At 34.3% G+C, this 16,709-nt stretch carries 17 protein-coding genes; 5 read left to right on the top strand and 12 right to left on the bottom strand.

The genetic code is table 11. The annotated features are described in order from the left end of the window. Positions 1–81 precede the first annotated feature (81 nt). A complete protein-coding gene (locus tag SLW70_RS16535; RefSeq protein WP_320889778.1) occupies positions 82–936 on the bottom strand; it encodes a hypothetical protein in 855 nt (284 codons plus the stop codon). Between the two features lie 400 nt (positions 937–1,336). Beyond that, entirely contained in the window at positions 1,337–1,726 is a 390-nt protein-coding gene (locus SLW70_RS16540) for a nucleoside triphosphate pyrophosphohydrolase family protein (protein WP_320889779.1), read from the bottom strand. A gap of 83 nt (positions 1,727–1,809) precedes the next feature. Between SLW70_RS16540 and SLW70_RS16545 the strand changes: the two genes are divergently transcribed. Continuing rightward, a complete protein-coding gene (locus SLW70_RS16545; RefSeq protein ID WP_320889780.1) occupies positions 1,810–1,998 on the top strand; it encodes a hypothetical protein in 189 nt (62 codons plus the stop codon). Between the two features lie 145 nt (positions 1,999–2,143). Here SLW70_RS16545 and SLW70_RS16550 read toward each other — a convergent pair whose 3' ends face one another. Next, on the bottom strand, positions 2,144–4,126 hold the full coding sequence (locus tag SLW70_RS16550; RefSeq protein ID WP_320891812.1) for a dipeptidyl-peptidase 3 family protein: 1,983 nt from the start codon (positions 4,124–4,126) through the stop codon (positions 2,144–2,146). Positions 4,127–4,445: 319 nt separating this feature from the next. Between SLW70_RS16550 and SLW70_RS16555 the strand changes: the two genes are divergently transcribed. The 4 genes from SLW70_RS16555 (at position 4,446) to SLW70_RS16570 (ending at position 7,145) form a co-directional block, all read left to right on the top strand. Continuing rightward, positions 4,446–5,651, top strand: coding sequence for an SRPBCC family protein (locus SLW70_RS16555; RefSeq protein ID WP_320889781.1), 1,206 nt, complete (start codon positions 4,446–4,448; stop codon positions 5,649–5,651). A gap of 62 nt (positions 5,652–5,713) precedes the next feature. Then, positions 5,714–6,256: a sigma-70 family RNA polymerase sigma factor gene (locus SLW70_RS16560; RefSeq protein ID WP_320889783.1), complete on the top strand. Its 543-nt coding sequence runs from the start codon at positions 5,714–5,716 to the stop codon at positions 6,254–6,256. Between the two features lie 33 nt (positions 6,257–6,289). Beyond that, positions 6,290–6,682 carry a hypothetical protein gene (locus SLW70_RS16565; RefSeq protein ID WP_320889784.1) on the top strand — a complete coding sequence of 131 codons (393 nt, stop codon included), beginning with the start codon at positions 6,290–6,292 and terminating at the stop codon, positions 6,680–6,682. Positions 6,683–6,692: 10 nt separating this feature from the next. Further along, positions 6,693–7,145, top strand: coding sequence for a sensor of ECF-type sigma factor (locus SLW70_RS16570; protein ID WP_320889785.1), 453 nt, complete (start codon positions 6,693–6,695; stop codon positions 7,143–7,145). Between the two features lie 167 nt (positions 7,146–7,312). Here the strand turns inward: SLW70_RS16570 and mtaB are convergent, their stop codons facing one another. The 9 genes from mtaB to SLW70_RS16615 form a co-directional block, all read right to left on the bottom strand. Further along, positions 7,313–8,641 carry a tRNA (N(6)-L-threonylcarbamoyladenosine(37)-C(2))-methylthiotransferase MtaB gene (gene mtaB / locus SLW70_RS16575; RefSeq protein ID WP_320889786.1) on the bottom strand — a complete coding sequence of 443 codons (1,329 nt, stop codon included), beginning with the start codon at positions 8,639–8,641 and terminating at the stop codon, positions 7,313–7,315. A gap of 174 nt (positions 8,642–8,815) precedes the next feature. Next, entirely contained in the window at positions 8,816–9,613 is a 798-nt protein-coding gene (locus tag SLW70_RS16580) for a Cof-type HAD-IIB family hydrolase (RefSeq protein ID WP_320889787.1), read from the bottom strand. 104 nt (positions 9,614–9,717) lie between these two features. Beyond that, positions 9,718–9,936, bottom strand: coding sequence for a DUF2007 domain-containing protein (locus SLW70_RS16585; protein WP_320889788.1), 219 nt, complete (start codon positions 9,934–9,936; stop codon positions 9,718–9,720). A gap of 74 nt (positions 9,937–10,010) precedes the next feature. Continuing rightward, positions 10,011–10,670, bottom strand: a complete 660-nt coding sequence (locus SLW70_RS16590; protein ID WP_320889789.1) for a DEAD/DEAH box helicase — start codon at positions 10,668–10,670, stop codon at positions 10,011–10,013. Positions 10,671–10,906: 236 nt separating this feature from the next. Next, positions 10,907–12,070 (bottom strand): sigma-54 dependent transcriptional regulator, encoded by a 1,164-nt coding sequence (locus SLW70_RS16595; protein WP_320889790.1) that lies wholly within the window; start codon positions 12,068–12,070, stop codon positions 10,907–10,909. A gap of 301 nt (positions 12,071–12,371) precedes the next feature. After that, positions 12,372–13,679, bottom strand: coding sequence for an ABC transporter permease (locus tag SLW70_RS16600; RefSeq protein WP_320889791.1), 1,308 nt, complete (start codon positions 13,677–13,679; stop codon positions 12,372–12,374). Positions 13,680–13,749: 70 nt separating this feature from the next. Beyond that, complete coding sequence (locus SLW70_RS16605; protein ID WP_320889792.1) at positions 13,750–14,673, bottom strand: ATP-binding cassette domain-containing protein; 924 nt, start codon at positions 14,671–14,673, stop codon at positions 13,750–13,752. A 335-nt stretch (positions 14,674–15,008) separates the two neighbouring features. Further along, positions 15,009–16,118 (bottom strand): molecular chaperone DnaJ, encoded by a 1,110-nt coding sequence (gene dnaJ / locus SLW70_RS16610; RefSeq protein ID WP_320889793.1) that lies wholly within the window; start codon positions 16,116–16,118, stop codon positions 15,009–15,011. 47 nt (positions 16,119–16,165) lie between these two features. Next, positions 16,166–16,708 carry a nucleotide exchange factor GrpE gene (locus tag SLW70_RS16615; RefSeq protein WP_320889795.1) on the bottom strand — a complete coding sequence of 181 codons (543 nt, stop codon included), beginning with the start codon at positions 16,706–16,708 and terminating at the stop codon, positions 16,166–16,168. Between the last annotated feature and the right edge of the window lies 1 nt (position 16,709).

Raw genomic sequence — 16,709 nt, forward strand, 5'->3', positions numbered from 1 at the left:
TCTATTTTCAAACAAACTAACTCCTCTCCAAAGGAGAGACTCACAACATTTAATTATCAATTAATAATTAAAACATTATCATTAATTAAACATAACTTTTTTAGTTACATCTCCTGCTTTAATAATATATATACTATTATCTGAAAAGTTATAATTTAATGTTCCATCAGCTTTAACTAACCCTGAAGCTAGAATTTTACCTTGTATATCTAAGACTTGAACATTCCCATCAACACCATTTAGAGTAACTCCAGATTTTGATACTATAATAGCATTTTCTAATAATTCATTTTCATTTATTCCTAAGGTTGTGTTCTTAATGATACTCCAGCTTTTAATTTGTAATTTATTAAAAAAAGTACCCGTAGTACTTTTAGCTGCACCTATTCCAAAAGTCATCGTTGCAGCAGTAGCAGTATATGTTCCACTTAATGTTTGTTCACCTCCCAATGCAGCACTTGAACTTGATAATTTCTTATTTGTATTCACATAGGCTCTCGTTTTATACGCAGCTGGTATGTCACCACTAGTACCCTCCCATATTGCTGCCGCATACTCACCAAATGTATTTGTTTGAATACACTCAATTACAGCTGAAATATCATACGCTTTCCCCACTTCCAATCCTGTTGCGGTATAGGTAAACCACATAGCCGTATCTGTAGGAGCATTTTCATTATTGGGAGAGCCTAAAATTAGTCTATAACCTGATTGAGCATAAGACAAAGGTGTAGCCGCAACAAAACCAGGATTATAAAAACCATAACTAGATTCCAGATTATTTTGCAATAAAACAATATTACCACTCCACGCCGTTTTACCATTCGCAGTACTAGCCGCATAGGTAGAGGTATTATACACTTGACTCAGCACCTGTGCATTAGTCGATCCAATCACAAAAAAGAACATCGCGAAAAATAAAGTAAATTTTTTCATAATAAATAGATTTAGTTAATATTTGGTTATCTGCTTTAAAAAGAGTCACAATACTAAAGAGCATTGAATCTCTAATTATGCTTCAAACAAACTTAAACCAAACAACTCTTAAATATTTATTACATCACTAGACAAAAACTAAACCTAACAATCCATTCTCAAAACAATTTATCTGAAAATGTAAATAATTCACTATAAAACTAGATAAGAACTAGACCTATATTTCTATAACCACCGTTATTAATGGCTTTAGCAAAACACAAAGGCTTACATAAAAAAAGCACTAGGCAAACAGAGAAAGTTGACTAATTCTTTAAAAAAAACTTTGATTGACAAGGAATTACCTATAAAAAAAGGCTAAAGTTATTTACTCTAGCCTTTTTATTGCACCTTAAAATCTTTACTTTTCGCTAAAAATCTTCGAAAAATCGGGTTTAAAATAGTTTGGCCCCTTCATCACTTTTCCGTCTTCTCTATAAATAGGATTTCCATCTTCTCCGAGTTTACTCATATTAGAACGTTGAATTTCATCAAAAACAGCTTCAATCTTATCTTGCAAACCGTGTTCAATTATTGTTCCACAAAGAATATACATCATATCCCCCAAAGCATCGGCAATTTCAACTAAATCATTGTTCTTGACCGCCTCTAGATATTCTTCATTTTCTTCCTTCATTAAGTTATAACGGAGGATTTTTTTCTCTTCTTCTAAGTTCGCAATTGGGGTTTCACTATGTCCTATTCTAAAGGCCGTATGAAATTCTTTAACAGAGTCTATTTGTTTACGCATATCATTATTTATTTATCTAATTGAAAAGGCAAATTAGCAACTATTCATATACAATTGTGTATTTTTGCAAAAAAAATATAACTATGTTTAGTTCTGGACAATTGAAATTTGCAATTTGTTTTTTTATTGCCTTTGTAATCGCTGCTATCTATTCGTATCGAAAAGATTTGGCTTTACATAAAATACATTATAAAGGAAATTACAAAATACTTGTAGGCTTTCTACTGTTTATAGGATTATTATTTGTGATCAAAATATTTTTCAAAAGATAATCAACTTAAATTAATTGGACACGAATTCCTTTAATCACCACAAATTATTGAATTCGAAATAAATCACACCAATTCTTTCTACAAAAGACAGATAGCTTTTCGGAATTAAAATGGAATACTTTATTGCGTAAATCTTACTATCACTTTAATTCTCTAAAGGCAAAAAGCTGAATTTTTTAGAATAAAACAACATCTGTTCTGCAAAGGTTTTAGGCTGTTTTACTTCAATACCTATAATTTCACCCTTGGCGTTTACTTTTGGTACCAAAACAGGATTCACAAAACCACTATATGGAGCCGAAGTAAATTGTTTGTTCCGCTCTAACACCTCGGCATGCAATTTCTGGTCGACTTTTACTCCGTATTTTTCAACTAACAACTTTCCTGCTTCATAATCTCCTTCAGATTTTATGCGTTGTACTTCTCTTAATAATTGACCAAACAAATCGTGTAGTTTATCATAATCATTGATATTGATATAGGTTTTCCCATCGCGATTCAATTTAGATATTACATTGTCTTTCACGCCTTTTTCATATACCCAAGCACTAACCCATTGACGATTTCTCATGTGAGCTTCTTCAATATCAGCACCTAATTGAATTCGAATTAGTTGCGTCATCAAACCATTCCGAATGTAACTATCATAAGATTCCATCCCCACTTTCTTCCAATCATCAACCAAACCTAATTCTTGAATTTTAGAATCATATAAATAATACAAGGCTACTAAATCAGCTCTTCCTTCCTCCAAAGTGGAAGCATAACTCTTTAAGGTTTCTTTTGGCGTACCTACACCTGGATTAATTTGTCCTGAAGCATGGCCTACCACTTCATGCAAGGCTGTATGCAACTTATCCCCTATTTCTCCATACTTTTTTGCTAATTCCACCTCTTCTACATCATTTGCAAATTCCTCTAATCGTCCTTTACCCGCCGATTTTGAATAAGACTCTACAATATTCCCTAACGAAACCGACTTAGAACCATGAGCTGCTCTAATCCAATCGGCATTAGGAAGGTTAACACCAATGGGCGTACTCGGTGAAGCATCTCCAGCTTCACCAGCCACAATAATCGTTTTATAAGAAACCCCAACAACATTTTTCTTTTTATGCGCGATCATCAAAGGTGAGTTATCTTCAAACCATTGTGCATTATTCGAAACCAATTCCATTTTCTTAGACATATCAAAATCCTTAATTTGAACAATACACTCATAAGAACCTCGATATCCAAGCGGATCATTATAAACCTCGACAAAACCATTGATATAATCAATATTCCCTTCGGTCGCTTGAAGCCATGCAATATTATAATCATCCCAAGTCTTTAAACTTCCTGTTTTGTAATATTCAATTAACAACCCTAGAGCATCTGCCTGTGGTTTATTTTCGGCTACCGTTTTTGCTTTTTCTAACCAATATATAATTTGATCAATCGCTGCTCCATACATACCACCACTTTTCCAAACTTTCTCTTCTAATTGCCCTTTTTTATTTCGAATTAATTTTGAATTCAAACCAAAAGAATACGGTTTTTCCGGTTCTGGACTTACTTTTTTAGCATAAAAAGCTTCAACTTCTTTATGCGAAATTCCTTTTTCGTAAAAATTAACGGCAGAACCTTCAACCAAACCTTTGGACTCATCTAAATTTACTTTTTTTCCATCCTTATCATTAAAAAGAATGGCAACAATATAAGGCTCAAGAACAGTTTTTGTTGATTGTAATAAAGCATTAAAATATTGTTGTGAAAACTCTGGCTTGATTTTATCTTTAGAATAATGGTGGTGAATTCCATTTGAAAACCAAACGCGTTTTAAGTAGACCTCAAAGCTTGCCCAATCAGGAGACGTTTTATCTCCTTTATAATTCAAATAAACATTCTCTAAGGCTTTCCTAATTTTTAAATTGTATTTGTAGTTTTGGTCCCAGATAATATCTCTACCCGAAGTTCCTGCCTGACAAAGATAATAGACTAATTTCTGCTCTTTCAATGTTAGTTTATCCCATCCAGGGATTTGATAACGCAATACTTTAATATCTGAAAACTGCTCTACTTGGTAATCGAATGAATCAACATCCTTTGGATTTTGTGCATGACAAACTACCGAAAAAAGCATCATTAAGAACAGCCCAACACTATATTTTAATTTCATTATTGTCTTTTATTAAATTACATCATCAATAGCTAACAAATATAATCATTACAAGAGATTATAAAAACTAAGTAGAGGTCGCGTTTAAAAACTACTCCTTTGTATTTATATTTACAAAGATTCCGTTACAAAGCAATTTGTTTTGATAAAAAGCGTTACTACAACGCTATATGACAGCCTATTTTACAGCTAACAAATTAGAACACCAACAACCTAAATACTTCTATATTTTTCGTATTGTACCTAAAAAATATATAACTTTACAACAGTAAACAAACCGAATCTTATGAGAATTATAAAATATCTATTTCTTTTATTCCTACTCAGCCTTGTAGCTTTATCTATTTTTATCGCTACTCAAAAAGGAGAATTTAACATTGAAAGAAGCAAAATCATTAATAGCTCAAAATCATCTGTTTACAACTATATCAATGATTATAAAAACTGGGAAGATTTTGGCTCATGGATGACAGATGACCCTGAAATGAAGTTAATATATGCCGAGAAAACTATTGGCCCTGGTGCCTCTTATAGTTGGGAAGGCAAGGATGGAAATGGAGAAATGAAAACTCTTTTTGTAAAAGAAAATGATAGTATTTCTCAAAAAATGACATTCAACGATAGCCCTTCCACTGTTAATTGGAGTTTCAAAGATACTATTGGAGGAACAAAAGTAACTTGGAGAACCAAAGGAAAAATGAGTTTCTTCTTTAAAATATACGCCGCTTTAAAAGGAGGACCTGACAAGATAATAGGACAGATGTACGAAAAAAGTCTTGACAATCTAGACAAAGCACTTGATCACGAAATCAATACCTATAGTATAAAAGAAAATGGTTTAGTAAAAAGACCTAACATATTTTATTTAGCACAAACATTTACTTGTGAAATTGACAAAGTCATCAAAAACACTAAAATTGTAATACCAAAAATCACCAACTTTTGCCAAGAAAACAACATTAGCATCAACGGAAAACCTTTTGTAATTTATCATTCCTATGATTTGGATAAAAAAATCACCAAGGTATCGATTTGTCTTCCTATAAAATCAGAAATTTTCATTAGTCCAGGAAGTGACATTAACTCCGGGAAACTTGAAACAACTGAAGCTGTAAAAACTACTTTGTATGGTGATTATTCCCATATTCAAAAAGCATTAGATAAAGGTTTTGCTTATTTGAATAAAAACCAACATAAAACAGATCCAGCTATCTCACATATTGAAAGCTTTGTTATTGGCAGAAATGAAATTAAAAACGCTTCCAAATGGGAAACTCAAATTTTCATTCCTTTAGCACCAAAAATAGCACCTGCTCCAAAAATAGTAATTCCTCCAACTGAAACTTACGAAGAAAGAGAAGAAGAGTCTACAGTAGAACCATTAACTCCAGTTACATCTCAACCTTTAAAAATAACAAAACCTATCATTAAAAAAATAGAGCCTAAGAAGATTCAGGGAGTTGAGAAAAAAGAAGAGCATTCAGAATTTTAATTAACAACCCGAAGAAAAACTAAACTATTTAATTTTTAATCACACCAGAATCTATTCCTATTTTGCTCGAAGAAAAAGAATTTATAGAACGATTATTGAACCCTAAAACGCAAAATGAATCGTTTCAAAAACTCTTGTTAGATTATCAAAAACCTTTGTACAATCACATACGCAATATTGTATTAAACCACGATGATGCTGATGATGTTTTACAAAACACATTTATTAAGGTTTTTCAACACTTAAAAAACTTTAAAGGCGAAAGCAAACTATTTTCATGGATGTATCGAATTGCTACCAATGAAGCGCTTACTTTTTTGAATCAAAAAGCAAAAAAAAGCGGTATTTCTTCTGAAGCTTTACAAAACAAAACCATTGACAATCTTAAATCCGATAGTTATTTTGACGGGGATGAGCTTCAAATTAAATTACAAAAAGCAATAACCACTCTTCCTGAGAAACAACAATTGGTTTTCAAAATGAAATATTTCGAAGAGTTAAAATACGAAGATATATCCGAAATACTAGGAACATCGGTAGGTGCATTAAAAGCATCTTACCATCATGCCGTAAAAAAAATAGAAGCATTCATTACCAATAATTAAACCTTTAGCTACTAATCTAGTCTAATCTATACCATGAAAGAATTTAAATTAGATACAGCCCCTAAAATAAGTACTGGATTTAAAACTCCGGAGCACTATTTTGATACCTTATCCGAAAAAGTGATAGTACAATTACCTGAAAAGGAGTCCAAAGTAATCTCTATTTTCCGAAATAAAAAGCACATTATCTTAATGGTTGCCGCTATATTCGTATTGGCACTACTTGTCCCTGTGCTTTTTTCAAATCTAACAAAGTCAAATGAACTAGATGATAGTACTATAGAAAATTACTTAAGCTATCAGTCAAATGTGACTCAATACGACATTATCAATCTTTTAGACACTGAGGATATTGATCATCTAAAATCAACAGTGAATGTTGATTTGAATGAAATGGAAATGGATTTAATATTAGACGAAAATTAAAAACAGAAAAATGATTTTAAAAAAAATATTCCTACTCTTTTTAACAATTTCATTTTGTTCTTATGCACAGGATGGTTTAAAAGAAAAAAAAGACCAAATCAAAGCCTTAAAGGTGAAATTCTTTACTTCAGAACTTGAATTATCAGCATCTGAATCAGAAAAATTTTGGCCTATCTACAATGCTTATGACGACAAACAATTCGAAATAAGACATCAAAAAGTGAAGACTTACAGATACCAAATGCGTGATAACATTTTAAGCAAAATGAGCGAAAGAGAAGCTAGTGCATTACTATCACAAATAGAAAGTACTGACGAAGAACTTTACCAACTCAAAAAAAGTTTAATTATAGATTTAAAAAGCATTCTACCAAAAGTAAAAATCATTAAACTCAAAAAGGCAGAAGAAGATTTCAACAGAAAACTACTGCAACAATACAAAGACAAACAAGACAGAAAATAGTTAGCACATAAAAAGTTAGACACGAATATCACTAATTACCACAAATTAAAAAACTTAAAAGAATTACACTAATTACATCTTCCTAAAGAAGGTTAGTGAAATTTAAATAGAATTATTTTCGTGTAAATTGGTGTAATTCGTGTCTTTTTTTTAGAACGAACACTATTTTATACCAAAGCCGATACAAAATCCATTCGTACTGAACCATCTTCATCAATATGCGTTAGGTTTACTTCCTGTAGCGTGTTCGCTAACTCTGGATTCCAAGGTGTTTTTACTTTTACATAATTCTCCGTAAATCCGTGAATGTACCCTTCTTTATTTTCAGATTCAAACAAGACTGTTCTATTTGTTCCAATCTGACTTTCATAAAAAGCACGACGTTTTTTAACCGATAGTCCACGAAGCATTTTACTGCGTTTCGCGCGTACATTAGCAGGAACCACGCCTTCCATTTCCGCGGCTTCCGTGTTATCTCTTTCTGAATAGGTAAATACGTGTAAATACGAAATATCCATTTCATTCAAGAAATGATAGGTTTCTAAGAAATGCTCATCGGTCTCACCAGGAAAACCTACGATTACATCCACACCAATACAAGCATGCGGCATCACTTCACGTATTTTGTTTACACGTTCCGTATAGACTTCACGCTGATAACGACGTTTCATTAATTTCAAAATAGCATTGCTTCCTGACTGCAACGGCACATGAAAATGCGGTACAAAAGTTCTGCTCTTCGAAACAAATTCAATCGTTTCGTTTTTCAATAAATTCGGTTCAATGGACGAAATTCGCAAACGCTCAATTCCTTCTACCTCATCCAAGGCTTGTACTAAATCCAAGAAGGTATGTTCGTGTTTTTTGTTTCCAAATTCCCCTTTACCGTAATCCCCAATATTCACTCCTGTTAGCACAATTTCCTTGATGCCCTGTTTCGAAATTTCATAAGCGTTTTGCAATACATTTTCAAGTGCATCACTACGCGAAATCCCTCTCGCTAACGGTATCGTACAATAGGTACATTTATAATCACAACCATCTTGCACCTTTAGGAACGCACGGGTACGGTCACCTATGGAATAACTGCCCACATAGAAATCGGCTTCAGCAATTTCACAAGAATGCACCTCGCCCATGTCATTTTTGGACAAGTCATTGATATAATCAGCTAGTTTGAATTTCTCCGTCGCACCTAGCACCAAATCCACCCCATCGACATTTGCCAATTCTTCAGGTTTCAATTGTGCATAACAGCCCACAGCAGCCACAAAAGCTTTGTTGTTCAACTTCATGGCCTTACGTACCACTTGTTTGAACTGCTTGTCGGCATTTTCAGTAACGGAACAGGTATTGATTACGTACATATCGGCGACTTCCTCAAAATCAACGCGGTCAAAACCTTCGTCTTGTAAATTACGAGCAATAGTCGATGTCTCCGAAAAATTTAGTTTACAGCCCAAAGTATAAAAGGCCACTTTTTTTCTTTTCTCCATAAGTAGTCTCCATTTAATGAAATCGTTGTCAAAAAAATGAAGTGCGCAAATTTACAAACAAATACAATAGCATGGAAATGAAACTGAATTTTATTAAAATCAAAATTTGGGCATGAGAATACTACTGTAGGGACAGCTCGCAAGCTGTCCCTACAACGCAATATACATTTAAATCTAATTCAATATAAAACGACGTACCACCTCAGCGACACCATGATCGTTGTTTGAAGCCACAATCACATTGGCACGGTCACGCAAATCAGGATCTACGTTATCCACCCATACACCAAGTCCTGCATATTCCACCATCGTTAAATCGTTTCCAGCATTCCCCACTGCAATCACTTCGGCTTGTTTGATGTTTAGTTTTTCGGCTAAGAAATGAACGCTGGCCGCTTTATCTATTCCGTTTTGGGCCACTTCAAGGAAAAAAGGTTTTGACATACATACACTCAAATGAGGCATGGCCGCTTTCAACTTTCCTTCAACTGTTTTTAAATAGGTTGGTTCTTCTAGTAAAATACATTTTATTGCTGGCTTGTAAATTGCTTCTTTAAAATTAGGGACAACATTGTGATGCATTCCTGTAATATTTAATTCCACATCAATATACTCAGAATGTGTTTCACTTACTAAAGATCCATCAAGATAGGTGATAATATGTGTTTTATTTTCCAAACTATAATCGTACAACTCGTGAATTTGCTCTTGCGTTAATGTTTGTTCAAAAATCACTTCATTGTTTTTCAAATCAGTGATGACTGCACCGTTATACGAAATAATATAAGAATCTTCAAGATTCAATTCTTTTGCATATTCAACCATTGCAGGCGTAGGACGTCCAGAAGCTAAAACAATCTGAACACCTGCCTCTTTGGCCAAAGCCAACATATTTTTATTTTCTTCCGAAATTGTATGGTCATCCATCAACAAGGTGTCATCCATGTCTAAGACCAGCATTTTGTATTTCATATAAAGATATTTTATTAACACAGATTTCTCCGATTTACACAGAGAAATACAGTTCAAAAATATCTGTGCCAATCTGTGAAATCTGTGTTTTTATTTATCAAATTCTACAAATTCATTTTGAATTCCTCAATAATCGGATAAATTTTTCCGTATAAGGTTTCTTGAACAAACAATTCGACTGCTTGACCATAACTACCAAAACCTGCCAGACGTGCTGATTGGATATTAACTTTCATCACCACATCAACTCCTGCAGCTTCAATTTTCTCTTTTAAAGCAAGAGCTAAAACTTCACTCCCAGAAAACACTTTCATTAATCCCATTATATTTTGTTTTTTTTGTTTAACGTTTAAAGTTTTCAATCAACAGACTTCAACAACATTTAAAGTACTATTGATTAAACATTTTCATCTTCACCCTCTTCTTCCTCGTCCTCATCTTCATATTCTTCAAAATCAAATTCAAAAGGTTCGATTAGCATTTTATCGGCCAAAGATTCGATACGTTCAGTCATTTCAGATGCAAAAATGATACGTTGTGTTTTAACGATACTATTCGAGATACGCATAATTTTTGTTTCGTGACGCAAACGCAACATTGGGTCGGCATCATCAACGATAAACATTTTTAAGCGATTGACATTGTACCCTGCTGTTGACAACATATTGCTTAACTTATTGGGTGTCCCAACAAGCACATCAATTCCTCCCGAAATATAGTTTTTATCATAATCCATATCGCCTTTGTCGTGAACGCCAAAAACAGTCAAATCCGTATGTCTTCCATATTTTTCAAACATTTCTAACATTTCAAGAACCTTATCTTTGTCCTGAACGACAATCAGTGCACGTGGCGATTGCTCTCCTTCTTTGACTAATTGCTGAATCACATTGATAACAATAGTTGTTGTTTTTCCGCTTCCTGCTGGAGCAAGGATTAAACAATCAGCACCACTTTTGATGGTCGAAAAAGTTTCTTTTTGCAATTCATTGGCTTCTACTAAACCATTTTCGATTAAAGACTCTTTAAGACCTTCGTTTATTTTTTTTAATTTCATTTCTATTGTTTTTATACTAAGATTCACAAAGAATTACTTAGCCCTTTTTAACACGAATTCCACGAATTTACACGAACATCAAAACTATTAAATTCCACGAATTTGCCTTAGGCAAATATATTTAGTGAAATTAATTTTTTAAACATTTACAATTTGTGCTAATCTGTGTAATTTGTGTTTATCCTTTTTTCGTTTGAATTAACTTTGTTCTATTTTGAATCTTTTGTCCAAAATATTTATTTACTAGCAAACAGCTTCACATCCGTTTCGGAAATTTCGCTTCCGCCAAGGATAATCAAACGTTCGACTACGTTTCGTAATTCTCGTATGTTTCCTGTCCAATCGTATTCTTGCAATAATTTGATAGCTTTGTCTGAAAATTTCTTCACAGCCGTCCCTTGTTCTGATGCAATTTTATTGGCAAAATGAGTCACCAAAAGCGGAATATCATCACGACGTTCATTCAACGAAGGCACTTTGATTAAAATCACCGCTAGACGATGGTACAAATCCTCACGAAAACGCCCTTCGGCAATTTCAGTTTTCAAATCTTTATTGGTAGCTGCTACCACACGCACATCAACTTTGATATCTTTGTCCGCACCTACTCTTGTGATAATATTTTCTTGTAATGCTCGCAATACTTTGGCTTGAGCCGAAAGACTCATGTCGCCAATTTCATCCAAGAATATCGTTCCCTTATCAGCTGCTTCAAACTTCCCTGCACGGTCTTTAACAGCCGAGGTAAAAGCTCCTTTAACGTGACCAAACAACTCACTTTCAATCAACTCTGATGGAATAGCAGCACAATTCACTTCAATTAAAGGAAAAGCAGCACGCTCGCTTTTCTCGTGTAATTGATGTGCTACGAGTTCTTTTCCTGTTCCGTTAGCACCTGTGATAAGTACACGAGCTTCTGTAGGCGCAACTTTATCAATCATCAATTTGATGTGATCAATAGCTTCACTTTCACCTATTATTTGGTAGTTTTTGGAAACTTTTTTCTTTAAAATTTTATTCTCAACTACCAATTGTTTACGGTCTAAAGCGTTGCGAACAGTATTTAACAAACGGTTTAAATCTGGTGGTTTTGAGATATAATCAAAAGCACCTAAACGCATGGTATTTATAGCCGTTTCCATATCGCCATGACCAGAAATCATGACCATTGGAATTTCGGGTTTTATTTTTTTCACTTCTTCTAGGACTTCGACACCGTCCATTTTCGGCATTTTGATGTCGCAGAGCACTAGGTCGTAATCGTTGTTTTTTATTTTTTCTAAACCAACAGTTCCATCTTCAGCTTCTTCTACTTCATAGGTATTGTTTTCCTCGCAAAGTATTTTGGATAGTACTCTTCGGATGGCGGCTTCGTCTTCTATTATTAGTATTTTAGGCATGCTTTTTTGTTTAATCTGTTTAATGGTTTAACTGGTGATTCGCTTAATTGGTTAATTGTTATCTCAACTTACTGAATAACCTAGTCCTTACTTTTTAGCCCTGATTACTTCACTATTCTTTTATTTCTCTGGTGTTCAGTGAACTTCGTTTAAGCCGGTATCCTCGCAGCGATAGCGGAAAGAGAAAGGCGAAAGCAGGAACAATGTTAACTGACAAAAACCAAGCCATTCGCTCCTTCTTCTTGATTAATTGGTTAACTGTTTATTCGATTAAGCGATTAAACAATTAAACGCTTAATCATTAATATTTCAACCATCGGTACAATTCTTTCCAACTTGGTTTTTTGCCGTACATTAGGATTCCTACTCTATATATTTTGGCAGCAAACCAAACGACTCCAAAAAAGGTTCCGAAAAGCAAGGTTACCGAAATCGCGATTTGCCACAAAGGTACGCCAAAAGGAATTCGCATGAGCATTACGATAGGCGATGTGAGTGGAATCATCGAGCAAACAACAGCAATGGTACCATGCGGGTCGTTCATAACGCTAAAAAAACCAATGTAAACACTCAGTACCAACGGCATGATGATAGGCAAAAGGAATTGTTGTGAGTCGGTTTGATTGTCGACTGCGGCTCCAATGGCGGCATAAAATGAACTATACAAAAAATAACCTCCAATAAAATACACAACAAACCCTAAGAGGATTGAAGCTATAGGAAGGTTCCACAATTCCTTGATGTATAATTGGGCTGTTTGTGCAATATTGGGCGGAATTTGAGATACGGGCAAGCCAGAAACCGATCCTGTTGAAACACCAAAAACCATCGATGCGGTTGTCATTAACAACAAACCGATTATCGCCCAAATGGTAAATTGTAAAATCCCTGCCAATGAGGTTCCAATGATTTTCCCAATCATCAATTGAAAAGGCTTGACAGAGGAAATAATGATTTCAATGATACGGTTTGTTTTCTCTTCGATAACGGAACGCATAACCATATTTCCGTAAATGATAATGAACATCATCACGAGATAACCAAAAGCACCTCCAATGAAAATCTTAATTTCGTTTAGTCCTTTCAGGGTTTCTTCACCTGAAGTTTTAACTAAGTTTAGATTGATGTGCGATTGTGCTTTTTGAATCGCAAGCGTATCTAAATGGGCGTTTTCAAGATTGATTTTGGTGATTTTAGCATCAATAACAGCTTGTACATTTTCGATAAACGAAATACTAGGACTACCATTAGATATGTATTCAATTTTCGATTCTAATTCGGAAACATTCTGTGTATTTGGGATAATCAATACACCTTCGTATTGCTGATTCGTAATGCTATCTTTAAGAAACTGAATTTCTATAGGAGATAAATCGATGTATTTGAATTCGTTTTCAGGATTGTTTTGTGCCACAAATTCATTGACAAACAAACCTGAAGCATCATGAATAGCCACACGCTTGGTATCAGACTTCATCGAACTCAAATAACTAATCAATATCGTGATGGCAACAAACAACAACGGACTCAAAAAAGTCATCACAATGAAGGACTTATTGCGCACCTTAGCTATAAATTCTCTTTTTATGATTAATGATATAATACTCATGCTTCGCAAATTTCAAAATTTAAAATCCCAAAACCCCAATACATTGGAATTTGGGATTTCTTTATTGTTTTTATTTTTTAGTTACAGTTTGGATAAAAATATCATTCACTGACGGGATTTTCTCTACAAAGTGCATCACTTGTCCTTTTTGAACCAAAACATTCAAAAGTTCGTTAGGTGTAGCATTGCCAATATGAATCTCTAATTTCAATTCGTTTCCTAATGATTTAAAGTTAGCTGGACCTACAGTAAACTTTTGGGTAATCGCATACATCAATCCTTCGACATCATCGGATAAAATTCCAACTTCGTAACTATTAGTTTTGAATTGGCGTTTGACGTCAATCAATTTACCTTCAATCAATTTATTCGATTTATGAATCAAAGCGATATCATCACATAATTCCTCCACGCTTTCCATACGGTGCGTAGAGAAAATAATCGTTGCGCCTTGTTCTTTGAGCGCTAATATTTCGTCCTTGATGACATTTGCATTTACAGGGTCAAAACCAGAAAAAGGTTCGTCAAAAATCAGCAACTTAGGTTGATGTAGCACACAAACCACAAACTGGATTTTTTGCGCCATTCCTTTGGATAATTCTTGAATTTTCTTGTTCCACCATCCCTGAATTCCCAAACGATCAAACCAATAATCTAGTTGTTTTTTGGCTTCTGCTTTTGTCAACCCTTTCATTTGTGCCAAATATAAGCATTGCTCCCCCACTTTCATGCTTTGGTACAAACCTCGCTCTTCGGGTAAATAACCAATATGTTGTACGTGTTTGGGTTGTAATTTTTCGCCGTCTAGGATAATTTGACCGCTATCTGGTAATGTGATTTGGTTGATGATTCGAATTAAGGATGTTTTCCCTGCTCCATTAGGACCTAAAAGACCGTAAATACTCCCCTTAGGAACTGATAATGAAACTTCGTTAAGTGCTACATAATCACCGTATTGCTTTACGACATTATTGACTTCAAGTAAATAACTCATTCTGTATTTTGAATTTATGTAAAAGTAAATAATTCGGGTGGAAATCCTTTGATTTGTTTATAAAAAAACAGAACGAAGAAATAACCGCAGATTCGCAAATTATTTTTTTTTAAATATATATTTTATCTTTTTGAGCTAAATAATTTGCCCTAATTCCTCTTAAAGCGGTTTATCTACAATCAAAATTGTTAATGAAATTACGACCTTAACGATAGCGAACAGATAAAACAATCTCCGATAAAAAACCATTTGCAACTAAGCATAAAAAAACCCATTCCTATTTTAACAAGAATGGGTTCATATGAATTGTAATTTTAAATGATTGTTTTAATCACTTAAGAAAACATATCTTTTACTTTTTCAAAAAATGATTTATCTGATTTCTCAGGACTTGGGATAAAATTATCATCCGTTAAGTTTTTTTCGAAAAATTGTTTTTGCTCTTTGTTCAGGGTTTTTGGTGTCCAAACATTTACATGAACTAGTAAATCTCCGTTACCATATCCGTTGATACTTGGAATTCCTTTTCCTTTCAAACGAAGAATTTTCCCTGACTGGATTCCTTCTTCAAGTTTGATTCTCACTTTACCGTTTACGGCTTCGATATCTTTAGAAACTCCTAAGATAGCTTCTGGAAAACTCACATATAAATCATAGTGTAAATTTTCACCTTCACGTTTTAAATATTCGTGCTCTAATTCTTCGATAGCTACAATCAAATCACCTGGCACGCTGTTTCCTGGCGCATCATTTCCTTTTCCAGAAACTTTCAACTGCATTCCGTCAACAACTCCAGCTGGGATTTTGATTGAAACGGTCTCATCCTCTAGAATCATTCCTTGAGCATCAGCTTCAGAAGGCTTTCTATCTAGAATTTGACCAGAACCACCACAAGCAGGACAAGTTGTCGCCGATTGCATACGGCCCAAAATCGTATTAGTTACACGCATTACCTGTCCTTGACCATTACAAGTAGAACAAGTTTTATAACTTACTCCTGGCGCTTGAACCTTACGTTTTACTTTTACTTTTTTCTCTACTCCATTAGCAATTTCTTCTAATGTCAGTTTTACTTTGATACGAAGATTACTTCCTTTGGCTCTGCGAGGACCTCCGCCTCCGCCACCAAATCCGCCGAAACCACCACCGAAGATATCTCCAAACTGACTGAAGATATCGTCCATGTTCATTCCGCCATGACCACCGCCAAAACCACCTGAACCATCAAAGGCTTGGTGTCCATATTGATCGTATTTTTGTCTTTTGGCAGGATCTCCTAAGATTTCATAGGCTTCCGCTGCTTCCTTAAACTTTTCTTCTGCCGTTTTGTCTCCAGGATTCTTGTCAGGATGAAACTCAATGGCTTTTTTTCTGTAGGCTTTCTTAATCGCTGCAGCATCTGCACCTTTAGAAACACCTAATATTTCGTAAAAATCTTTTTTCATTGTATTTTATTTTGTTGAAAATGTCAGCAGTGCGTAAAAACGCTAAATTATTGCCCAATAACAACCTTAGGGAAACGAATAATCTTATCTCCCAATTTGTATCCTTTTTCAAGAACATCCACAATTTTACCTTTCAAGTCATCAGACGGTGCTGGTATTTGTGTAATTGCTTCAGCAAAATCAGCATTAAATGCATCACCTGCTTTTACCTCAACCACTTCTAAACCTTTTGAGTTTAATGTATTTTTCAGTTTTTCATGAATAAGCTCTACCCCTTTAGTTACTGCTTCATCCTCAGATTTAGCAATTTCGATAATCGCTCTATCAAAATCATCCAAAACAGGCAACAATGACATTAAGACATCTTGATTTGCTGTTTTAAACAATTCAATACGCTCTTTAGTAGTTCTTCTTTTGTAATTTTCAAATTCAGCAAATAATCTCAAAAATTTATCTTTTTCATTTGCCAAGTCTTGCGTTAATTGCTCTTCAACACTTAACTCTTCTGCAGGAGCTTGAACATCATTTGCATTGTTTTCCAATGTCGCATCATCAATTTTCTGATCGATTTCTGTATTTTCAGTAGTCATA

This window comes from Flavobacterium sp. NG2, assembly GCF_034119845.1.
Classification (GTDB): Bacteria; Bacteroidota; Bacteroidia; order Flavobacteriales; family Flavobacteriaceae; genus Flavobacterium.